Origin of the sequence: Phyllobacterium brassicacearum (assembly GCF_003010955.1) — a bacterium.
Lineage (GTDB): Bacteria > Pseudomonadota > Alphaproteobacteria > Rhizobiales > Rhizobiaceae > Phyllobacterium > Phyllobacterium brassicacearum.
Genome location: NZ_PGGO01000034.1, coordinates 18589 through 41584 on the forward strand (window position 1 = coordinate 18589; position 22996 = coordinate 41584).

At 57.6% G+C, this 22996-nt stretch carries 16 protein-coding genes and 2 pseudogenes; 9 read left to right on the plus strand and 9 right to left on the minus strand.

The window, feature by feature from the left end:
• Positions 1-9: 9 nt before the first annotated feature.
• The 3 genes from CU102_RS26530 to grrM all read right to left on the minus strand — a co-directional run bounded on the left by CU102_RS26530 (position 10) and on the right by grrM (position 5547).
• On the minus strand, positions 10-2382 hold the full coding sequence (locus CU102_RS26530) for a hypothetical protein (protein WP_106714066.1): 2373 nt from the start codon (positions 2380-2382) through the stop codon (positions 10-12).
• A gap of 96 nt (positions 2383-2478) precedes the next feature.
• On the minus strand, positions 2479-4338 hold the full coding sequence (locus tag CU102_RS26535) for a hypothetical protein (RefSeq protein ID WP_133624724.1): 1860 nt from the start codon (positions 4336-4338) through the stop codon (positions 2479-2481).
• 87 nt (positions 4339-4425) lie between these two features.
• A complete protein-coding gene (gene grrM / locus CU102_RS26540; protein WP_106714068.1) occupies positions 4426-5547 on the minus strand; it encodes a cyclophane-forming radical SAM/SPASM peptide maturase GrrM/OscB in 1122 nt (373 codons plus the stop codon).
• Positions 5548-6044: 497 nt separating this feature from the next.
• Here grrM and CU102_RS26550 point away from each other — a divergent pair, with 497 nt between their 5' ends.
• Positions 6045-8174, plus strand: coding sequence for a transglycosylase SLT domain-containing protein (locus tag CU102_RS26550; RefSeq protein WP_106714070.1), 2130 nt, complete (start codon positions 6045-6047; stop codon positions 8172-8174).
• Positions 8175-8405: 231 nt separating this feature from the next.
• Complete coding sequence (locus tag CU102_RS26555) at positions 8406-9038, plus strand: tyrosine-type recombinase/integrase (protein WP_106714071.1); 633 nt, start codon at positions 8406-8408, stop codon at positions 9036-9038.
• Between the two features lie 277 nt (positions 9039-9315).
• Here the strand turns inward: CU102_RS26555 and CU102_RS26560 are convergent, their stop codons facing one another.
• The 3 genes from CU102_RS26560 to CU102_RS26570 form a co-directional block, all read right to left on the minus strand.
• A complete protein-coding gene (locus CU102_RS26560; protein ID WP_106714086.1) occupies positions 9316-9816 on the minus strand; it encodes a cyclophilin-like fold protein in 501 nt (166 codons plus the stop codon).
• A gap of 35 nt (positions 9817-9851) precedes the next feature.
• Positions 9852-11081: an MFS transporter gene (locus CU102_RS26565; protein WP_106714072.1), complete on the minus strand. Its 1230-nt coding sequence runs from the start codon at positions 11079-11081 to the stop codon at positions 9852-9854.
• A 78-nt stretch (positions 11082-11159) separates the two neighbouring features.
• The gene (locus CU102_RS26570; protein WP_106714073.1) at positions 11160-12215 is read right to left on the minus strand and encodes an alpha/beta hydrolase; all 1056 of its coding nucleotides are present in this window, start codon (positions 12213-12215) and stop codon (positions 11160-11162) included.
• Between the two features lie 163 nt (positions 12216-12378).
• Between CU102_RS26570 and CU102_RS26575 the strand changes: the two genes are divergently transcribed.
• Positions 12379-13272: a LysR family transcriptional regulator gene (locus CU102_RS26575; protein WP_106714074.1), complete on the plus strand. Its 894-nt coding sequence runs from the start codon at positions 12379-12381 to the stop codon at positions 13270-13272.
• Positions 13273-13585: 313 nt separating this feature from the next.
• On the opposite strand, the gene CU102_RS26580 is transcribed toward CU102_RS26575, so the two are convergent.
• The 3 genes from CU102_RS26580 to CU102_RS26590 all read right to left on the minus strand — a co-directional run bounded on the left by CU102_RS26580 (position 13586) and on the right by CU102_RS26590 (position 16485).
• Positions 13586-14086: a cyclophilin-like fold protein gene (locus tag CU102_RS26580; RefSeq protein ID WP_106714087.1), complete on the minus strand. Its 501-nt coding sequence runs from the start codon at positions 14084-14086 to the stop codon at positions 13586-13588.
• Between the two features lie 35 nt (positions 14087-14121).
• Positions 14122-15351, minus strand: a complete 1230-nt coding sequence (locus tag CU102_RS26585; protein WP_106714072.1) for an MFS transporter — start codon at positions 15349-15351, stop codon at positions 14122-14124.
• A gap of 78 nt (positions 15352-15429) precedes the next feature.
• Positions 15430-16485, minus strand: a complete 1056-nt coding sequence (locus CU102_RS26590; protein WP_106714073.1) for an alpha/beta hydrolase — start codon at positions 16483-16485, stop codon at positions 15430-15432.
• Between the two features lie 163 nt (positions 16486-16648).
• Between CU102_RS26590 and CU102_RS26595 the strand changes: the two genes are divergently transcribed.
• The 6 genes and pseudogenes from CU102_RS26595 (at position 16649) to CU102_RS26625 (ending at position 22729) form a co-directional block, all read left to right on the plus strand.
• Positions 16649-17542, plus strand: a complete 894-nt coding sequence (locus CU102_RS26595) for a LysR family transcriptional regulator (RefSeq protein ID WP_106714075.1) — start codon at positions 16649-16651, stop codon at positions 17540-17542.
• Positions 17543-17882: 340 nt separating this feature from the next.
• Entirely contained in the window at positions 17883-18152 is a 270-nt protein-coding gene (locus CU102_RS26600) for a hypothetical protein (protein WP_106714076.1), read from the plus strand.
• 231 nt (positions 18153-18383) lie between these two features.
• Positions 18384-18557: pseudogene (locus CU102_RS30675) on the plus strand (integrase); the annotation flags it as partial.
• Between the two features lie 2 nt (positions 18558-18559).
• Positions 18560-18990: pseudogene (locus tag CU102_RS26605) on the plus strand (tyrosine-type recombinase/integrase).
• Positions 18991-19052: 62 nt separating this feature from the next.
• The gene (locus tag CU102_RS26610) at positions 19053-20888 is read left to right on the plus strand and encodes a hypothetical protein (RefSeq protein ID WP_106714077.1); all 1836 of its coding nucleotides are present in this window, start codon (positions 19053-19055) and stop codon (positions 20886-20888) included.
• Positions 20889-21862: 974 nt separating this feature from the next.
• Entirely contained in the window at positions 21863-22729 is an 867-nt protein-coding gene (locus CU102_RS26625) for an SMP-30/gluconolactonase/LRE family protein (protein WP_133624712.1), read from the plus strand.
• The last annotated feature ends 267 nt before the right edge of the window (positions 22730-22996 follow it).

Consider the following 22996-nt stretch of genomic DNA (forward strand, 5'->3'; position numbering starts at 1 on the left):
TCGTTGTCTCTAGACCTTGGGCTTCCACTTCCACTCATTCGGCGACACGCGTTCCCATTCAGGCAGCGAGTGACCCTTGCGCACCAGGACAGCGGTCGTCGGCAGATGCGTTTCCCACGGATCGCCGACCGGCACTTCACCGAGATCGCCACCGGTGCGTTCCTTGATTTCATCGACGATCGGTTTGTAGAGGGGATGATCGATCGGCGGCTCGCCCTCATCGTTCCACACGAGGCCCTTCTGCATGAAATAGGAGACCGCCGCCTCGAACCCAACGCGCACCGGCACGACAACGCGCGCGTAGCCTGCCTTCAGAAACTCTTCGAGTTCGGGATCCATGTTGCGTGCGCGGAACCGGTCGGCCCATCCCCCGGGCCGTGCCCAGAAATAGGGGTAGAACACATATTGGATCTGATCCCACTCGAAGGCGTGCTCGAAGAAGCGAACCATCGCCCCGTCGGCTTTGGCATCCTCGATGTCGAAGAGTGGCGGGTACAGTGAGCCGCCGCTGGTGTGCGCGGTATTCAACAGGCCGGCGTGCTCGTTGCGGATAAATGCGAGACAATGCTTTTTCAGCTCCGTCCGGATAATGCGTTCATTGACGGAAGGGGGATTGCCAAATTCGAAGGCAAGTCCCTTTTCCGCTTCCTTCTTCTGTTTCAGCGTCTCGACTTCTTGCTGATACCGAAGCAAGACATTCGAGTATGCATCGGCGATCGTGTCGTAGGTCGACATCGCCCAATCGCGCAACGCCTCGGCCTTGCGCTGGAAGGTGAGCTTGGTGTGCACGCTGTAGTTTGCGGTCTCGTGCGCGAAAATGTGGATATAGAGCTTGTCATCGTCGGCATAAAGACCACCGTCGCTCGGGAAGATCGTTACCCGGTTGGCGTTCGGCCGATAGAAGCGGAGGCTGCCTTCCTGGACATCGATCCGTTCGCCTTGTGCCGTCGGACGCCAGTAATCGTGTTCGTTGCCGACACTGAACGAGAAGTGAGGATCTTCGTCCGTAACTCCCATCACCGTCGTCAACGCCCAGACGGGCCGGTAGCCCTTTGGAATCTGGATCTCGATTTGATTGCGGCTGCGCGGCTGATCTTCCTCTGAATCGTTGCCCATGCCTTGTGTGACGCTCGCACTCCTCACGAGAAAAATCGGCGGTGGTGCCTTGAGCCCCTTGGTGCCGTAACGAGCACCAAGACGCAGATAATTGCCCTCATGGATGTGGTTCGCATCCGACGCCTCGACCTCCAGTCTGATCGGCGCAATCGGCAGCTCCGGATCCGGCTGCGGCATCTGCTCGAGGTGCCACATATACGACGCCGGCTCCGGAATCATGAAGTCGAACATCTGGCGCAGGCCGTAGTTGAACACCTGCGACTCATAGATCTTGTCGACGAACTGGTAGATGCCAGCGCTGTGCTCGCCGCTGTCGTTGGTGAGGCGATGCTCGTTGACTTCCTCGATCTCCCGCAGGATCGTTAGTCGCCGTTCTTCACGCACGCGCTCGACGATGCGCTCCTTGGACCGCTCGACGACGTCCTTCGCATAGGTAACGGAGTTCTTGAGACCGTTTTCCTCGCTGGTCTGGTTGCTCACGTCGAGCTTGCTTTCGAACTCGACCGTCGGGCCGTACTTGCCAGACAGTGATAATCCGAATCCGACCTTCTGATCGGCTTGCTGCGTCCGCGTGGTTTCACGATTGAGCTCGAAGCGCTCGGTGGTCTGCAGCTCCGTCTCTTTTTCGTGCTCCTGTTCCTTAAGCGTGCTGATTACTTCTTCGGTTCGGTCGAGCTGGCGATGGGTGCGGAGCTTGGACTCGCCGTCGAGAATGTTTTCGATGTGGGCGATTTCGCCGGCCTCATAACGCTTGATTTGCTGCTTCACAACCAGCAGGTCGGCGACACCGACTGCGTTCAGCTCGGCAGGACGCGGACTCGGCGCGGGCGGTTGTCCGGGGGTATCCGCCGGCTGAGGCGGCGTCAGCGCGCCATCGATCGCGGCGACCAGCTCCCCGATGTGGGTGCCTGCCAGTGGCACGCCGAGCTTCTCAAGCGTCGACTTTGTCCTCGGAGACAGACGCTTGATGGCACTGTCCTGCAATGTGAACAGGCCGCGGGAAACCGACAGGTTGAGATCGCGAACCGGATCGAGCTTCTCGAATTCGCGCTGGGCGCTCACCAGATCCCTGGTCTCGCGCATCGGATCGAACGCCGGCAGGCCGCTGATCACAGGTGGCTTTTGCCGTGCCGACGTCGGCGCGGGCGCGTGTATGGTCGGCGCTGATGCTATCGGCGGCTCGCCGGCCTGAGGGCGTCGAAATCGAGATTTCGCAGCACGTAAATGCGTAAAGCGAAACAGATTGTTGTCGGCGCTGTTAGCCATGGCACGAGCACTCCTTTGTTCAACGCGAGTTTTGCACCTAAGCTGACACTCCGGCCAGCAACGGACCTGATCTTCGTGCGAGCCATAAACGCTCGATTAGGATCGCCCACCTTCGATTATCATTGGGGTGGGTCTTGTGATAATCGCCGGCGGTTGTGCTTCTGTCTCCGGCGGAGCGGCAAAATCCAGGAGTGTTGAAACACCGGTCGCTAAAGATTTGTGCTGCAAAGCCTCAGCGGGCGTGATGCCGCCGAGCTTCTTATGGGGAGTAAACACCCAGTCTTCAGCATCCGATTGCGCCCCAAGAGCCTTTTCCGCTTTGCCCACTAAATCGTCCAGGGCAGCAGACGCATTGCGGTCGTAAGGACGACTGACACTCATTCTAAAGGCGTGGGGGACAAAATATCCAAGAACGGCACCACATGCCAGTCCAGCTAATCCGACTTTGAGAGAGACCGTCCCGATGCCTGGGATTTTGTCCCACGCACCCTGGATCATTTGAGCAAGATAGACCGTGGCCCCCAGTCCGATTGCCACTACGGCGGCGTCGATAAGGCGCTTTTGAGTATCGCCAGTCCGCACATCACCCCTGAACCTTATAAAAATAAGTACACTTGCCACTGCTCCAACAAAAAACCAGGGCGAAGCCGTTCCGACACGCTTTGGCAAATACAATACTGTTTCGCGGTCCATTGTTAGAGCGCTGTCAGTTGCGAGGGATCCAACCCACCTAGCCAGGCCAGACAACGAATTCCAAGTGTTTTCGGGCGTGAAGACTGCCGTAAACAGGGCGATCGTCAGCCAGGTTGCAATCCCCGCTTTGAAAGCTATTGTAAGAAAGCATCTTGGGGATCCCTCAGACCAGTCGCGGTTTCTGATAAGCGTCGACCGACTATTAAGCGCGATATACACTGCAGCGCCGTACATGCAAAAGGCTGATACGGCCGCCTGAGTAGCGATCTTAATAGATGTTTCCATGGAGCCTCCACGAAAGCTTTCCAATACCAGCCAAAAGACCATAGTGATTAGCGCAACAAGGGCGATAGCTGGGCCCAAGATGTCGATCGGCCTGTACGGGCTTCGGACAGGTATCTTGAAGCCAATGTCACGCAAGACTTCATCAATCTCGCGCTCGTTTTTTTCCTGGTTGCCAAGGCCCCAACTGATGTAGGCGTACATCCGTTTGAGCAAACCGTTGATAACGGTCTTCAGATCCTCTTCGACTTGATCAGTTTGAGGTTGGGTGTGCAGTGCGGCTACGTCCTTCTGCACCAAACTGTACTTCTCCTGAATGCCCCTGAAGTCATCACTGAACGGGTGAAAGGCAGCGGCCTTTAACGGCAGCTCCGCCGCAACACCGATTTGCTTCAGCATATTGAATATAAACGTGGCGCGTGCCCAGCGATGCTCCAAAGAAGCAGGTGGAGCCTTTAGATCGCTCCTCAAGGCTTCGAGCCTTTCGCGAAAGGGTCCTGACACTGCGCGCAAGACGCGCTCAGGGGGTTCGTAGCGTGCGTCTTCAAGACTCCCGATCATGCCCTCAACACGCGCAGGCACCAGGTACCACGAATGTACGGAACGCCGCAAAAACTCCTCAACCATAATCACCCACTTGATCCTGGAGTTTGGAACAAGTCCAACGAGGAAAAGGGCAACCAGGAGAGCCCAGGCCTCGGCCGGAAGATCCGGGGTACCACCCGTACCGAGCAATCTCATCATCGACGGACCCGGCCATACTAAAGCGCTGTAAAGAAGCAGGGATACGCAAACATAAGTCAGGCGAGCATTCTTGTAGGCTCCCTGGGTGAACATATGACGCAGTGGGTCAACGGTACTCGGCATTGTTTCGCCGCGCGGAAAGGTTGGCTCGTTGAATTTCTGCCAAGCGTAGACCATGACAACAAAGAGGCCGAAAAGGAAATAAATCGATTGGTAGTGTCCTGGAAACAGATCCATATCCGACTCCTTTCGCATCCATTGCGCCGAAACACCCTTGATGGATGCAACTTACGCGCGAACGCTTAAGCGCTCCGGGTGCTCATATCAGGCATATGCGGCCTCAAGTTCCGGCAATACTGCGTTGATGACAGCCTTGCGGGTCAGGCGACAGTAGAGCGTTTCAGTCGAAGCACAGGTGCGATGTTCGAAGAATTTGTTGGACGGAGCCCCGCCCCCACATACTCCAAAATACGGGCAAGTCTTCTCGCAAGCGGATATACCGCGTTCGATCTCGTCACGAAGCTCCAAAAAAGCAGGATGCTCCAGAATCGCTTCGACTGGATGCGTGAGTACGTTGCCAAAAATGAAGTTGTTGAATCTATCCGATCGCACGCCCATCAGCTCGGGTGAATAAGTTGACATGTCACCGTTGACTGCGACGGAAACGATTTCCAGGGGATTGACCTGTGGATTGTGACGACGGGCTTCGACGCCGGCAGTGATCAATGATGTGACTGCGTCGACTTCACGACAGCGCGGTGCCTGCTGGTCGGTCTGCATTCGTTTCACAAATCGTCTGAGATAAGCCGCATAGGCAGCAGACGCGTCGCTCTCCACCGCGAGACTGGAGGTGCGATGCTCCCCCTCTTCTTCCTCGACGTTAAAGCAGACATATGTGATGCCTTCGCTCAAATAGAAATCCATCAACTCATCTGGTTGCTCAAGCGAGCTCCGTGTAAGCACCGAGATTACATGGAAAGGATAGCCCGATTCACGAAGGCGACGGAGCCCGTTGATCGCCGCATCGAAGCTGCCGCGGTCACCTCGAGTACGTCGATGACGATCGTTGATCTCTCGGGGTCCATCTATGCTGACACCCACCCGAACGTTCCAGCGACGCCAGAGGTCTATCCAATCCGAGTTGACTGCAACTCCATTGGTTTGAAATGAGTGGTGAAGTCTAACTCCGGGGACAGTAGCGAGTTGGCTGAACGCCCGTTCATACCATGCAATGGGCACCATTGTTGGTTCACCCGCATGCCACACAACGCTGACGTCGGTTGCAGCTAGCGGACTCGCCAGGATGCTTTGTCCCACAGCATCGATAACTTCCATGGACATCCGCGCCCTGTCATTGCGCCGAGTGAGGTAACAGTACGAGCAATTTATATTGCAAAATGGGGTGGGCTGGACAACAACGAGTCGGATTGGTCCTGCGCCGGGCATCACCAATTGCCCCAGCCGTTGGCCCAATTCCCCCAATTGCCCCACTGGGCCAACTCTTGTCCAGTATCTTCAGTTTCAAGCGTGGGACGCAACCCGTCGAGCCGAGCCTCCAATTGTGCCCGTGTTTCAAAAACCGTTGAATTTGTATCCGCTTTCCAGTCAGCCATTGTGGTCGCCGCAAGAATAGCAGATATGCCGATTGCGATCCTCATAGCATTCACCCTCTACTACTTCCGCATAAACATTAAAATTTTAAATTAACGTACTTTGATATCCGAATTTTACTCTCGCAATATGTGCATCTCAATCCCCCCAAAGGTATTAATATACAGAGACGTTGCGCGAGAATACAATAACTCGGCCCACATGCCTTTTATAAGAGCAGTAAGATGCATTACCGCGTCTGCGAGGTAGTGCGACTCTTTTCATAACGGACATGGCAAGTATCAAATAATGAATAGAAGAACAGGCAAACTAAACCCTGGGGGAGGTGTAAAATGTCACCGCTGATTGCTCTGGCGTTGAGGCTATTTCCAACTATTTTGGATAGCATCGTTGGAGACCGGTCGAAGAAAGTAACCGAGGCTATCGAAAAAGTAGTCAGCTCGGCGGCCGGTTCGTCCGATCCACAAGTAGTGGAGCAGAGGCTCAAAACTGACCCCGCACTGGCAGTAAAACTACAGATCGAGCTGGCGCAGATTGCTCGGGATGAAAAGAAAGTTGCTCTTGACGCGCAAAACAATGCCCTCAATGCCAGGCTTTCGGCTGAAGCCGACGCCCGGAAAGCGGCACTGAGTTCCGATATTGAAGCATACAAAGCTCAACTTGCTCAGACAGCGAACGCGCAGAAAGCGGAATTGGACCGACGCATTCAAGATCTGCAGAATACGTCCGGTGCGCGCAACCTCCAGGGAGCTCTGATAGACAAAGGATCGGCCATTGCATACGTGCCCGCCGCTCTCTCGCTAGTAGTGACCGTCGGCTTTTTCTGCGTTCTAGGGTTGTTCATTTTCATGAAGGCCAAGCTCGAAACGCCCGTTTTTCCGTCAATTCCGTCAGGGGTCACAAATGAGCAGCTTACGGCGCTACTTCCTCCCCGGTCTGAGTTTGTGACCCAGATCATCAACATATCCGTTGGTTCGTTGACGGCGGCCTTCGCCACCGTGATCAGCTATTGGCTTGGTTCGTCGCTAGGCTCTCGGAACAAGGACCTCATTGCAGTTGACGTACAAGAGCGAAATGCAGAAAGTCAGGCAAATCAGGCGAAGGAAACCTTGAAGTACGCTGATGCAGCTATTGCACAAGCATCGGCCGCGGCCGAGCGAGCGGACGCTGCGACGAACGATGAAGCGTCACCATCAGTAGTGGTCGAAACCAGAGCCACTGAGTCAGCGAAGCCGGCCCCACCGAATATCCTGGGCGAGGAGATGCCGAAGCTAACCCATCCGCATGGTCATTTTCCAACCGGCGTCACTTGGTCAATTGTTTCAGGAGGAATTTCAATTGAAGGGGCCAGTGCACAGGGTACGACAGGCGAACCCACGACTGTTCGAAAAATCTGGGAAGACTACGGTGCACTATGCGCTGAGACGGCGAAACGCTACGGCGTACCAGCTGAATTGATCGTGGCAACCATTGCCACGGAAAGCGGCGGCAACCCCAATTCGCGTCGAGCGGAGCCGAAAATTAATGACGAGAGCATCGGACTGATGCAGACACTTGTGACGACCGCCCGTTCCGCCACAGGTCGGGCGACGTTGAGTGGCGATGACCTTCTGGATCCGCGTACTTCGATTGAAGCGGGCACAGCATACATTGCCTCGCAACGCGGATCGACGCATTTCGATCCGCCCCTGGTTGCCGCCGCTTATAACGCTGGTTCTCTAAAGCGCGACGATGGTGATGCAAACAGGTGGAAGCTTCATTGTTACCCGCGTGGGACCGGGGCACACATTGACCGATTTGTCAGTTGGTTTGGCGACGCAATGAGGGTATCCGGAGATGATGACTGGAGCGACGCGCGTTCATATCCTACTTTTGCAGCGGCGTTAGGTGCAGTCTCAAACACAGTGGCGATTGACATATCCTCGGTGGATTTTCCCCAGCGCCCGAATTTTCGGCCATTGCTTGCACTGGAGGACAAGCAAGCGATCTTCGGCAGGTTTGATTTCGTCCCATCCCCGATTCCTGGCAATCCCGAAAACATAAAGATCTTGGGCAATTGGGAAAAGCAAAACATCGCGAGTGTCGAGATTCCGCTTGCGCGCTTTCTGGGAAAAGGTGGCCCATTCAAGATGCGATTTCACAAAGCGGCCCAGAAGCAGCTGGTTGAGCTCTGGCTCGAATGGGAAACTGCCGGGCTTCTTGACCGAATATTGTCTTTTGACGGTTCCTTTGTCCCGCGCTTCCAGCGTAAAAGCACGACCAAGCTCAGCAACCATGCATTCGGCTCGGCGTTCGACATCAATGCGGCCTTCAATCCACTCGATGCCGAACCAGCCCTCTATGGCCAGAGAGGTTGTGTCCGTGAACTTGTCGCCATTGCCAACAAGCATGGCTTTTATTGGGGCGGACATTTTATGACGCGTGAGGACGGCATGCATTTTGAAGTGGCGAAAATTGTGTGAACGCTAAGGGCATAATATATTTCACCTCTGTGCCAGAGTCGAAAAAAGACGACGCCAAATCTCGCATATAGTTTGGCATCTCGGCCAAGTTTTCGCGGGACCGTTCGGAGTGCAGACCTGATCCGGGACCATCGCTCGACGACCTGAAAGCTGCCTGACCGGAATCGGCCCCGTCACTCCTGGCGTTCGCGCGTTCTTCCTACGGCCAATGGTGGCCGGAGGAGAACTCAAATGGGTATAGCACAGTATGATCCTGCTGCACTTAGTCGACCGGCATGGAACGCCGGCCGGAAGGTCGGCGTAAAGAAGCCCCTGAAGCAGCGCCAGATTTGGGCAATTCGTTTCTTCCTCGATAGGGAGGGGCGCATGAGAGACCGGGCACTGTTCGATCTCGCAATCGACAGTAAGCTACGAGGCTGCGATCTGGTTAAGATTAAGATCGGAACCCTCGTCACGGGTCAAGAAATCCGAACCCGTGCCATTGTCGTCCAGCAAAAAACCGGCCGTCCCGTACAGTTCGAGATCACGGCCGATGTCAGAGCAAGTTTACTTGCGTGGCTTGAGCGGAGAGGCGGAACGATTGACGACTACGCATTTCCCAGTCGGGTCGACCATGCCGATCATTTGAGCACCCGCCAGTATGCTCGATTGGTGGATGAATGGGTCACTGCAATTGGGCTGCGACGCGTAGACTACGGCACACACTCCCTCCGACGCACAAAGGCCGCGATGATCTACAAAGCGACAGGCAATCTTCGAGCGATCCAGATTCTGCTTGGGCATACCAAGATCGAGAACACGGTTAGGTATCTGGGCGTGGACATCGAGGATGCGCTGGAACTAGCGGAGCATGTAGAGATTTGACAGAGTGCGGCTCCGCACCTAGCGGGGCCGTTCATCGCGGTGCAAACAGCTCTCATTTGAGAAAGTTGACTGAGCGGCTTTGCGCCCCCAAATCGGTCGTTTATGGGGGCTCCGTCCGTCCCTATAAGCGGACATCGCTGCTCTTCGTGCGCCACCTTCTGTTACAAGTTTTAATGCTCATCAACCTGCGTCGTGGTCATCGTGCGCCTCGACTTGGAGGAAGCTCGGTTTAGAATCTTCGCTATTTGGTACATCCCTTCTCGCCCAGACAACGCGTTCAGACGATCCGTTCGATGGTCAGGGGAAACGTCCCGCGCACAAGAAACGGCTCGAAATCGTCGAAGCGGCCGAGCCGGATCAGCCCACCAGAATAGCTGTAGCCGGCGTAGAACATCGCGAGATTGCCCCACGGCGAGAAGTAGCAGAGGTCGCCTGGCGCCTCGTTGCCGAATGGACCACTCGCGTCCTCCGTCAGCTTACGGGGGAGATAAGCGATCTTCTCGTTGCCGGCATAATTTTCGATGGTCAGTTCTAGGGGTAGCATGGATGCGAAATCGCGCGCCGACGGGTTGTCGTAAAGCGTTGCCGTCAGGCTATGACCGTTGAACATCATTCGAATTTTCATGTCGGTTGGCTCCTGACTTGCCGGATCGTTTTTTTGTTGGGCGAACGCCAGCCAGGGCATGGTGGCGGTGACCAGTATCGCTCCAAGGATAGAGCGGCGGAGCGGAGAAAAACCGTGCGCACCGGGCGCAGACAAGGTTTCGCTTACTGACATTGTGGCTGCATCGCCAAACTGGCTTTGTCTTTTGCTCATGATAGATGCTTCCTTGAAGACGTTGGCGTGGCCGTGCGTGATCTGTCGTGACGCGCCAGCACCACAGCCGCGATAGTGCAGGTGAAAAGCACGATCGCGCCGAATCCGAATGCGATCTGATAACCGCCATTGTCGAACAGCAGACCGCCGGAGGCTGCACCGGCTGTGATAGCGAGTTGCACGACAGCCACCATCAGGCCTCCTCCCGCTTCTGCATCGTCCGGCAGTGCTTCGCTCAACCAGCTCCACCAGCCGACTGGCGCGGCGGTGCCGATCAGGCCCCAAAGCGCCAGCAACCCGGCAGTGGTACCTAACGACGATCCGAATACGACCAGGCCAATCGCGAGCGCTGCCATCATCACAGGCATGGCGATCAACGCTTGGTAGAGGCGCGTACGCAGGACAGAGCCGATAAGGAGGGTTCCGAGCAAACCGGAGACGCCCATTGCCAACAACAGGAGCGATAAGCCGGAAACATTGACGAGCGTCACGGTTTCCAGGAATGGCCGCAGGTAGGTGAAGAGCGCGAATTGGCCCATGAAGAAAAGTGCGACGGCCGCCATGCCGATCGGCACGCCTGGTCGGCGTAGGACTTGAAACGCCGCCAGCGGGTTCGCACGGGTCCGGCTGGGCATGGACGGCAACGTTGCGAGGAGCCACACAAAGGTGATCGCAGCGAGCGGCACCACGCTGAAGAAGGCGCCGCGCCAACCGATATACTGTCCAAGGAAACTGCCGAGCGGCGCAGCAATCGTTGCTGCCAGTGCATTGCCGCCGTTGAGGATCGCGAGGCCACGGGGCACGTCTGCAGCCGGCACGAGGCGCATGACTGTCGCCGCTGACATCGACCAGAAGCCGCCGATTACGACGCCGACAAAGGCACGCCCCGCCATCAGGACCGCATCGTTGGGCGCGAACGCGGTCACGACGCCCGAAATGAGCATCAAAGCTGTGAGCCACAACAACAATTGTCGCCGGTCAAGCTTCGACGTGAATGCCGCGACGAAGAGGCTGGTGGCGACCGCGAATATACCGGAGATCGCGATGGCCTGCCCCGCCTGACCTTCGGTCAGATACAGGTCGGAGGCGATTGGCGTCAGCAAGCTGACGGGCATGAATTCCGAAGCGATGAGCGTCGCAACGCACAAGCTAAGGGCGAGGACAGCGCTCCATGACGCCGAGTCTGGGGCGCTTTCGGTAGTCGCTACCGCGGTTGCGTGGGTCATTTCATGCCTCTGTATTGGTCGAACAACACGCCAGGCAAGCGGAGGGCCCGCGAGGCGTATCGTCCGGTTGTATGTTCGTTAGGAGCTCAGGTTCCCCCGGAAGAAGGCGGTCAGCTTGTCTAACGGGATCAGGTTGACACGGTCATAGAGATCGACGTGACCGGCACCCGGGATGATCACGAGCTCCTTCGGTTCAGAAGCACGCTCGTAGGCGTTTTCGCTGAACTCGATCGAGTGAGCCTGCTCGCCGGCGATGAACAGCAACGGACGCGGCGAGATCGTCTCGATCTGGGCGAACGGATAGAAGTTCATGAAAGCGGCGTTGCTGCTCAGGGTCGGATGCGTGGTCTGGAGCGGCGTCTGTCCTTTCGGCGTGAACTCCCCGCGCGGCGTGCGATAAAAATCGTAGAACTCACGCTCGATCGCATTGGAGTCTGCCTTCAGTTCATCAACCGTACCGCCGGTCAGTTTGATTTCGGCGCCCTGGTACTCTGCGAGGCGCTGCTGTGCGGCGACCTTCAGCATTTCCTTTCGCTGTTCGACCGATACGCCCTTCCGAAGGCCGTCGCGATTGGCGGCACCCATGTCATACATGCTGACGGTGGCGATCGCTTTCATGCGCGGATCGATCTGCGCTGCGCTGAGGGCGAAGCTGCCGCTCCCGCAAATGCCGAGCACGCCGATATTGTCCTTGTTGACGAAGGGCTGCGTGCTCAGGAAGTCGACGGCTGCGCTGAAATCATCCGCATAGATTTCGGGAGCGACGGTATTGCGCGGTTGGCCCTCGCTCTCGCCCCAGAAGGAGAGATCGAACGACAGCGTAACAAAGCCCTGCTCTGCCAGCTTGGTCGCATAGAGGTTGGCGCTCTGCTCCTTCGTGGCGCCCATCGGGTGGCCTACGACGATCGCCGGAGTCTGGGCGCTCCTGTCGAGGCCCTGGGGCGTGAACAGATTGCCGACGACCTTCATGCCGAACTTATTCTCGAAGGTGATCTTTTCGACGACCACGCGGTCGCTCCTGTAAAAGTTGTCAGCGCCGTTGGACAGGTCCTGGGCGAGCGCGGGGGAAGCGCCGATCGCTAAGCCGGATACCGATCCGAGCATAAGTGCGAGCCCCAAAGCCAATTCCTTCATGTTCGTTCCTTTCCTTATTCGAACAAGTCATTGGAGAGGCTGATGGCCGCCTTGGAGTAAGTCTCAGTCGGGACCAGCGCTCTTCACACCTCAAAACTTAAGGGATGCAAACTCATACGATAAGGCGCTATATAGATCATAAGCTTATAATCAGGAGTTATGAATGGTGCGAGAGAACGTCAGCGATCTGATGGCCTTCATCGCTGTCGCACAGGAAGGCAGTTTTACACGGGCGGCAGTCCGGCTGGGCGTCTCCCAACCGGCCCTCAGCAAGACAATCAGGACGCTGGAAGAGCGGCTTGGCTTGCGTCTGCTCAGTCGCACCACCCGAAGTGTGGCGCCCACAGAAGCCGGAGAGCGTCTGCTTCGGAGCATCGAGCCGCATTTCGCGGGTATCGAAGGCAGCCTGTCCGCGCTGACCGAGCTAAGGGACAAGCCGTCCGGCATCGTTCGGATCACGGCAACGCAACATGCGGCGGATACGGTGATGTGGCCGCGCTTGTCCAAGGTCATGCTTAACTATCCCGACATCACGGTCGAGTTGGTCTCTGACGAGGGCTTAGCAAACATTGTGAGCGAGCGTTTCGATGCCGGTGTTCGAGTCGGCGAGTACGTCGAGAAGGACATGATTGCCGTTCGGATCGGTCCCGCGATGCGCCAGGCCATTGTTGCATCACCGGGTTATTTCAAAGAACGGCCAGCGCCCCAGCATCCTGAAGAGCTAACCGGCCACCGCTGCATCAACTTGCGCCGTGTAACGCGCGGCGGATATTTCCCGTGGGAGTTCGAAAAGCGCGGACGCGAAATCAACGTCCGTGTCGAGGGCCAACTGGCGGTGAGCAGTCTTGAGCTTGCAAGGCGCGCTGCCCTGGATGGTTTGGGCGTGGCATATCTGCCCGATGATATGGTGCAGGATGACCTGACAAAGAAACGGCTGGTGCGAGTGCTGGAGGATTGGTGCGAACCGTTCCCCGGCTATCACCTGTACTATCCGAGCAGCAGGCAGCACGCTCCCGCCTTCGCAGTCGTGCTTGAGGCACTTCGCTTCCGCGGCTGAAAATCGCGAGTACCCGCGTGGGGCCAACTCACGATGATGCTCGCACTGACCTGACGGACCGCCTTTGAGGATCGAAGCTGCTTGTCCGCTATCGGCAAAGGCTGCCCGACGGCTTTGCGCCCCCAAATCGGTCATTTATGGGGTCTCCGTCCGTCCCTATAAGCGGACACCGTAGCTCATCGTGCGCCACCTTCTGTTATAAGTTTTAATGCTCATCAACCTGCGTCGTGGTCATCGCGCGGCCTCGATTTGGAGGAAGCTCAGTTTCGAATCTTCGCTATTTGGTACATTCCTTCTCGCCCAGACAATGCGTTCAGACGATCCGTTCGATGGTCAGGGGAACCGTCCCGCGCACAAGCAACGGCTCGAAATCGTCGAAGCGGCCGAGCCGGATCAGCCCACCGGAATAGCTGTAGCCGGCGTAGAACATCGCCAGATTGCCCCACGGCGAGAAGTAGCAGAGGTCGCCTGGCGCCTCGTTGCCGAATGGACCACTCGCGTCCTCCGTCAGCTTACGGGGGAGATAAGCGATCTTCTCGTTGCCGGCATAATTTTCGATGGTCAGTTCTAGGGGTAGCATGGATGCGAAATCGCGCGCCGACGGGTTGTCGTAAAGCGTTGCCGTCAGGCTATGACCGTTGAACATCATTCGAATTTTCATGTCGGTTGGCTCCTGACTTGCCGGATCGTTTTTTTGTTGGGCGAACGCCAGCCAGGGCATGGTGGCGGTGACCAGTATCGCTCCAAGGATAGAGCGGCGGAGCGGAGAAAAACCGTGCGCACCGGGCGCAGACAAGGTTTCGCTTACTGACATTGTGGCTGCATCGCCAAACTGGCTTTGTCTTTTGCTCATGATAGATGCTTCCTTGAAGACGTTGGCGTGGCCGTGCGTGATCTGTCGTGACGCGCCAGCACCACAGCCGCGATAGTGCAGGTGAAAAGCACGATCGCGCCGAATCCGAATGCGATCTGATAACCGCCATTGTCGAACAGCAGACCGCCGGAGGCTGCACCGGCTGTGATAGCGAGTTGCACGACAGCCACCATCAGGCCTCCTCCCGCTTCTGCATCGTCCGGCAGTGCTTCGCTCAACCAGCTCCACCAGCCGACTGGCGCGGCGGTGCCGATCAGGCCCCAAAGCGCCAGCAACCCGGCAGTGGTACCTAACGACGATCCGAATACGACCAGGCCAATCGCGAGCGCTGCCATCATCACAGGCATGGCGATCAACGCTTGGTAGAGGCGCGTACGCAGGACAGAGCCGATAAGGAGGGTTCCGAGCAAACCGGAGACGCCCATTGCCAACAACAGGAGCGATAAGCCGGAAACATTGACGAGCGTCACGGTTTCCAGGAATGGCCGCAGGTAGGTGAAGAGCGCGAATTGGCCCATGAAGAAAAGTGCGACGGCCGCCATGCCGATCGGCACGCCTGGTCGGCGTAGGACTTGAAACGCCGCCAGCGGGTTCGCACGGGTCCGGCTGGGCATGGACGGCAACGTTGCGAGGAGCCACACAAAGGTGATCGCAGCGAGCGGCACCACGCTGAAGAAGGCGCCGCGCCAACCGATATACTGTCCAAGGAAACTGCCGAGCGGCGCAGCAATCGTTGCTGCCAGTGCATTGCCGCCGTTGAGGATCGCGAGGCCACGGGGCACGTCTGCAGCCGGCACGAGGCGCATGACTGTCGCCGCTGACATCGACCAGAAGCCGCCGATTACGACGCCGACAAAGGCACGCCCCGCCATCAGGACCGCATCGTTGGGCGCGAACGCGGTCACGACGCCCGAAATGAGCATCAAAGCTGTGAGCCACAACAACAATTGTCGCCGGTCAAGCTTCGACGTGAATGCCGCGACGAAGAGGCTGGTGGCGACCGCGAATATACCGGAGATCGCGATGGCCTGCCCCGCCTGACCTTCGGTCAGATACAGGTCGGAGGCGATTGGCGTCAGCAAGCTGACGGGCATGAATTCCGAAGCGATGAGCGTCGCAACGCACAAGCTAAGGGCGAGGACAGCGCTCCATGACGCCGAGTCTGGGGCGCTTTCGGTAGTCGCTACCGCGGTTGCGTGGGTCATTTCATGCCTCTGTATTGGTCGAACAACACGCCAGGCAAGCGGAGGGCCCGCGAGGCGTATCGTCCGGTTGTATGTTCGTTAGGAGCTCAGGTTCCCCCGGAAGAAGGCGGTCAGCTTGTCTAACGGGATCAGGTTGACACGGTCATAGAGATCGACGTGACCGGCACCCGGGATGATCACGAGCTCCTTCGGTTCAGAAGCACGCTCGTAGGCGTTTTCGCTGAACTCGATCGAGTGAGCCTGCTCGCCGGCGATGAACAGCAACGGACGCGGCGAGATCGTCTCGATCTGGGCGAACGGATAGAAGTTCATGAAAGCGGCGTTGCTGCTCAGGGTCGGATGCGTGGTCTGGAGCGGCGTCTGTCCTTTCGGCGTGAACTCCCCGCGCGGCGTGCGATAAAAATCGTAGAACTCACGCTCGATCGCATTGGAGTCTGCCTTCAGTTCATCAACCGTACCGCCGGTCAGTTTGATTTCGGCGCCCTGGTACTCTGCGAGGCGCTGCTGTGCGGCGACCTTCAGCATTTCCTTTCGCTGTTCGACCGATACGCCCTTCCGAAGGCCGTCGCGATTGGCGGCACCCATGTCATACATGCTGACGGTGGCGATCGCTTTCATGCGCGGATCGATCTGCGCTGCGCTGAGGGCGAAGCTGCCGCTCCCGCAAATGCCGAGCACGCCGATATTGTCCTTGTTGACGAAGGGCTGCGTGCTCAGGAAGTCGACGGCTGCGCTGAAATCATCCGCATAGATTTCGGGAGCGACGGTATTGCGCGGTTGGCCCTCGCTCTCGCCCCAGAAGGAGAGATCGAACGACAGCGTAACAAAGCCCTGCTCTGCCAGCTTGGTCGCATAGAGGTTGGCGCTCTGCTCCTTCGTGGCGCCCATCGGGTGGCCTACGACGATCGCCGGAGTCTGGGCGCTCCTGTCGAGGCCCTGGGGCGTGAACAGATTGCCGACGACCTTCATGCCGAACTTATTCTCGAAGGTGATCTTTTCGACGACCACGCGGTCGCTCCTGTAAAAGTTGTCAGCGCCGTTGGACAGGTCCTGGGCGAGCGCGGGGGAAGCGCCGATCGCTAAGCCGGATACCGATCCGAGCATAAGTGCGAGCCCCAAAGCCAATTCCTTCATGTTCGTTCCTTTCCTTATTCGAACAAGTCATTGGAGAGGCTGATGGCCGCCTTGGAGTAAGTCTCAGTCGGGACCAGCGCTCTTCACACCTCAAAACTTAAGGGATGCAAACTCATACGATAAGGCGCTATATAGATCATAAGCTTATAATCAGGAGTTATGAATGGTGCGAGAGAACGTCAGCGATCTGATGGCCTTCATCGCTGTCGCACAGGAAGGCAGTTTTACACGGGCGGCAGTCCGGCTGGGCGTCTCCCAACCGGCCCTCAGCAAGACAATCAGGACGCTGGAAGAGCGGCTTGGCTTGCGTCTGCTCAGTCGCACCACCCGAAGTGTGGCGCCCACAGAAGCCGGAGAGCGTCTGCTTCGGAGCATCGAGCCGCATTTCGCGGGTATCGAAGGCAGCCTGTCCGCGCTGACCGAGCTAAGGGACAAGCCGTCCGGCATCGTTCGGATCACGGCAACGCAACATGCGGCGGATACGGTGATGTGGCCGCGCTTGTCCAAGGTCATGCTTAACTATCCCGACATCACGGTCGAGTTGGTCTCTGACGAGGGCTTAGCAAACATTGTGAGCGAGCGTTTCGATGCCGGTGTTCGAGTCGGCGAGTACGTCGAGAAGGACATGATTGCCGTTCGGATCGGTCCCGCGATGCGCCAGGCCATTGTTGCATCACCGGGTTATTTCAAAGAACGGCCAGCGCCCCAGCATCCTGAAGAGCTAACCGGCCACCGCTGCATCAACTTGCGCCGTGTAACGCGCGGCGGATATTTCCCGTGGGAGTTCGAAAAGCGCGGACGCGAAATCAACGTCCGTGTCGAGGGCCAACTGGCGGTGAGCAGTCTTGAGCTTGCAAGGCGCGCTGCCCTGGATGGTTTGGGCGTGGCATATCTGCCCGATGATATGGTGCAGGATGACCTGACAAAGAAACGGCTGGTGCGAGTGCTGGAGGATTGGTGCGAACCGTTCCCCGGCTATCACCTGTACTATCCGAGCAGCAGGCAGCACGCTCCCGCCTTCGTAGTCGTGCTTGAGGCACTTCGCTTCCGCGGCTGAAAATTGCGAGTACCCGCGTGGGGGCCAACTCACGACGATGCTTGCACTGACCTGACGGACCGCCTTTGAGGATACCGGTCCCGAAGCTGCTTGTCCGCTATCGGCCCCGGAACTGTAGCTCCAACCCGAGCTTTTTCCCGGCTCTTTTCGTACTGCGGAACGGGTGGCATTTAGGTGTCGAGAAACGTGAGACAGTTTCATGGCGATCGTTATGCTCTTGCGCAGTGCGCGCTCAAGGTCTTTCGATCCCGATAACTTTCCCTGCCTCACTTCATTTGTGCGACTTTAGGCACTACAATTCCCGTTCTTGATCCATCACGCAGTTTTTCGGGGGAGAACGATGGCTGGAGACAAAGGGCTGACCGCCCTTGAGAAGCGTATAGTTAAGGCATTGCTGGCCAAAGGTGAACGCAATCAGGATATCCACGCTCTTATCAACTATGAACGGACGCCAACCGTCAATTTTGGTCGCATTACCACAGTTAAGAAGGATGCGACGCGTCCGGTTCTGACCCATACAGACCATCGTAGTGCACGCCACGGACGGCAGCTTTGCGCCGCATGCACGAACCCGCTTCGCGGGGGGTCGCCTGGTTCTGAAATGGCGTGATATTCATAGGCCTCTGAGCGGGTAGAGGTTGCGATCTGACCATGGAGTTCCCTTCAACGCGAGGAACTTGCCATGGCTACCTTGTCGACCGATGCTCCGATCACGCCGCTTCGCCAGCGCATGCAGCACGACATGCTGATGCGGGGCCTGGGACCGCATACGTAGCACGACTACGTTCGCCATGTCCGGCGCTTCGCCGCATTCCTTGGACGCGCTCCCGACACCGCGACGTCTGAGAACATCCGAAGCTTCCAGCTTTGTCAGCATGAGAACGGCGTGGGCTCTGCGACCATCAACGGCGCGGTCTCGGCACTGCGCTTCCTGTTCACGGTGACACTGAGGCGGCGGGATCTGGCGCGCGCGCTGGTGATCACCCGGTATCCGCGCAAGCAGCCGAGGTGCTGAGCGTGGAGGAAGCGGCGCGGCTGCTCGAAGCGGCGCCAGGCATCAAGTACAAGGCCGCGCTCGGTGTCACCTATGGCGCAGGCCTGCGCGTGTCCGAGGTCGCGCACCTCAAGGTCGACGACATCGACTCGACACGCATGCTGATCCTCGTCGAACAGGGCAAGGGACGCAGGACCGCAACGCTATGCTCTCGCCGCAACTGCTGGAACTGCTACGTCTGTGGTGGCGCGAAGGCAAGCGGCGCGGGGTGATGCTCCCGCATGGCTGGCTGTTCCCGGGGCGCAGCTACACAGCGCCGATCTCGTCGCGGCAACTGCATCGCGCGGTCCAGGAAGCAGCCGAAGTCGCCGGTATCCGCAAGCGCGTCAGCCCGCACACGCTGCGCCACAGCTTCGCCACCCACCTGCCTGAGCAGGATGTCGATATAGGCTGAACCGTTGTCGACGAGCCGTCCACAGCATCAGTTCCCCACCTTTGCCTATGATGATAAGCTCAATGGACGGGAAGGGCGAGCGCCCTTATAGTGCTCCCGTATTGGAAGGTCTGCCCTTGCAGGAAGAAAAACGTAGGCTTGCGGCGATCATGGCCGCCGACGTGGCTGGGTATTCTCGGCTGATGGCGGCCGACGAGTTAGGCACGCTTGGCCGCCTCAAGAGCCTTCGCGCCGAGGTGATCGAGCCCAAGCTTTTGCAGTTTCATGGCCTCATCGTTGGCTCCGCCGGCGACAGCCTGCTGGTGGAGTTCGCCAGTGCGGTCAATGCGGTTCTATGCGCGATGGAGGTACAGGCGGGGCTTGCCGAACGAAACGCCAAGTTGCCGGATGACATGCGCATGGTCTTCCGTATTGGCGTCAATCTGGGCGATGTGATTCCCGGAGACGGCACGATCCATGGCGACGGAGTGAACATTGCCGCGCGGCTAGAGAAGCTCGCGGATCCCGGCAGCATCTGCATCGGGCGCAACATCTATGATCAAGTAAAAGGCAAGCTCGTCTGCGCCTACGATGACCTCGGTGAGCAGCGGTTCCACAACATCGCGGAGCCGGTACGTGCATTTCGCGTTCGCTCGACAAGCGCCGCTCTTGTGGGGTCACGGGCGGCAGACGCGCTGCCGCTACCAGACAAGCCTTCCATCGCCGTGCTGCCCTTCACCAACATGTCCGGCGATCCCGATCAGGAGTATTTCTCCGACGGCATTACCGAAGACATCATCACTGAGCTCAGCCGGTTTCACGAGTTTACCGTTATCGCACGAAATTCTTCGTTCCGTTACAAGGGTCTGTTGCCAAGGATCGAGGACGTGGGTCGCGAGCTCGGGGTGAAACATGTCGTCGAGGGCAGCGTCCGCAAAATCGGCAATCGCGTCCGGGTCACCGCGCAGCTGATCGATGCAACATCCGCCGCGCATATTTGGGCCGAGCGATATGACCGGGGTCTCGATGACATATTCGCAATCCAGGACGAAGTGACGGAGGCTGTGGTCGCGCGCGTTGCTGAAGGTATCAAAGGAGCGCGCGCTCTCCATGCCCGATCGCGCCCATCGTACTCGGCGACCGCCTACGACCTCGTGCTGCAGGCTCGTCCCTATCGAACCGCCTATACGGCCGCGGCAAGCAAAACCGCGGCCAGGCTTCTCAGACAGGCAACTGAAATCGATCCGAATTTCGCCTTGGCACATGCCAGTTTGGCTTTCGTCCGAACGGGCGAACTCGAGGAAGGCTGGACGGATGATCCCGACGCTGTGCTCGCCGAGGCCCTGGCAGCGGCGAAACGGGCAGTCGCACTCGATGATTCAGATGGCTACGCGCACGCCAGTCTGGCCTACGTGCTGCTGAGGTACAGCGAATTCGACCACGCTGAGCACGAAATGGGCATTGCGCTGGATCTCAATCCGAATCATGTCAACATTGTCATGACCGCCGGTTGGGTTGCCATCGTCAACTGCGATCCAGAACGCGCAATTGAAATGATCAAGCGCGCGCGCCGACTCAATCCCTTGATGGGAGGCTGGGGGTTGTGGACGCTTGGGCAGGCCTATTTGGACGCCAAGCGCTATCAAGACGCGTTGGATTCCTTCGCCAAGGTCACGGATCCACCGACGGACATGTTTTTGGAAAGGGCGATTTGCCAAGCCTACTCCGGTCGAGAGGAGGACGCGCGCGGAAGTCTTCGCAAGTACCTCCAACGTGCCCAAGAGGAGTTGTCCTCGTTTCCCGGTGAAGATTCGGTCGCGTGGCGCGCATTCCTTTTGCGCTATTGTACTCGTCGGCGCAGGGAGGTCACGGAGCATTTTATCGAAGGCGCACGCAAGGCGGGGCTGAACGTGGCTTAGGCGCCGCGTTGAGCAAAGTTCGCTTTCAGCTTCAGACCTTGGTCCCACCGGGCTGAAGGTCCGCTATCGTTCTTCGGACGCCAAAAGCCGCCATTCCGCTGCCGGCCCCATCTCGGTCATTCAAGGGCACTAGCTCAGTGATTGTTCAAGGGCCGCAATGCTGGAAGGTGCATAATGCGTATTTGGCTCAGCTAACGGTGCCAGAGATCAGCTCGGACCAATGGTTGGTGGCTCATGAGAAAGCTAACTTTGACTTCCCTTCGCCTTGAGTGGAATCGAACCGCACAGGGCGTTTTATGAAGCGCGGTTCCCGATGAGGCCTTATGCGATTTCGAAGCACAGATCGGGAACATCAGGGACCGTTTGCACTCAAAGTTGCGACAACCGATAGGGACAAATGTTCCTTTGAGAATGTCGATTCTGCTCGCCGCATGCTTACAACTAAGCGCCCAGCGAATACGGATGCGATTGGAGGAACTCAGAAAGCCTCTAGAAATCGATCCGAAGCCGACCAAATGGAACTAGACAGGAGTGGCGAGCTCTCGGCTGAAACACACCGCCAGCCAAGCTTTTTGGCCAAGGCATCTGCCACAGCTGATTTCCCGATGTTGGATGAACCTCCGATGAGGATACCCCTGAGATTGGTGTCGATTTGTTTGCTCAACTAGCTGTCCCTTTCCAGGCGAACCCCTCGCAAGGTTTCCACTGCTGATTGCCAAGCGTCCACAACCTCGCTGTGAAGACAAGCGACTCGTCGTTTTCGTCCGCAATACGCCTTTGAGGCGATTGCCGGTGGAACAAGGGTTCATCTCGAAAGTTGTAAGTCGACAAGGCTAAGTTAGCCGACATTACCTGGCAAGTGGACGATTGTCGGAGCAGTCGAAAACCAATTCCGGGTCTTGAGATAAAGGCCTGCGCGTTGCGTGGTTGCCCCTCGGACGGAAACGCCAGACAAACGACATAGGGAGGTTATCATGATCAGGCTCCGGTCAGGGCTTTTTTCCATGCTACTGCTAGGCATGGCGGTCTCACCTGCGACAACAGAGGAGGTTTGGTCGCTCGAAGGGTTCAAGACCCCTGAGAGCGTGCTTTTCGATGCCAAGCGGAACATCTTCTACGTCACCAATATTGCTGGCGAGCCCACGGGCAAAGACGGCGTCGGATACCTTTCAAAGGTCTCGTCGGACGGAAAGTTGCAGACGGCCGAGTGGGTGACCGGCTTCGATGCGCCCAAGGGATTGGTAATGAAAGGCGACACGCTTTTCGTGACCGACGTGGATCGGCTAAGGGCCGTCGATGTAGAGAGCGGGCAGATCACGGGAACGTGGGCCGCAGAAGGGGCTCAGTTCCTCAATGATACCGCTGTCGACGAGGCGGGGCGTGTCTTCGTCTCCGACATGCTGGCGAATAGGATCTATGTGCTGGATAACGATGCTCTCTCGGTCTGGCTCGAGAGCGAGGAGCTCCTGCACCCAAACGGATTGCGCGTTGAGGATGGTCGCCTCCTCGTTGCCGGTTGGGGCCGCGATATCCAGCCGGATTTTTCGTCGAAGATATCCGGTCATCTGATCACCATCGATCTGAAGACGAAGGCGATTTCAGACATCGGGCCCGGCGAGCCAGTTGGAAATCTTGATGGTCTGGAGCCGGACGGGGCGGGCAACTGGCTCGTTACCGATTGGGTCGCAGGTGCACTCTTTCGCATTCATCCGGACGGAAAAGCCGAGCAGTTGATCGACCTCAATCAAGGCAGTGCCGATCTGGAATTCATGGAGGCTGAGAAGCTCGTCATCATTCCGATGATGATGGACGGCAAGCTTGTCGCGACACGCCTGGATTGAACGAGAAACTAGGCGAAAAACGAACGCTCATACCGGAGCTGTACGGCCGCCCAGCGCGCAGCAGCAGACATTCAGGTTCGGTCAATCGCTGGGAGACCGCAATTGTCGAAAAGGCAGTTGGGCCTGAAGGCAGTAAGATCTACTAGACTATCTCTCCGGTAGCCATAATTCGAGGCGGTAGGTGGCGAACCCAGCGGGTTTAGGATTATACTTGCCCCGCCGAACTGGTGCGAAACACCCAAACAGAGATATGGACGTGAACGTCGC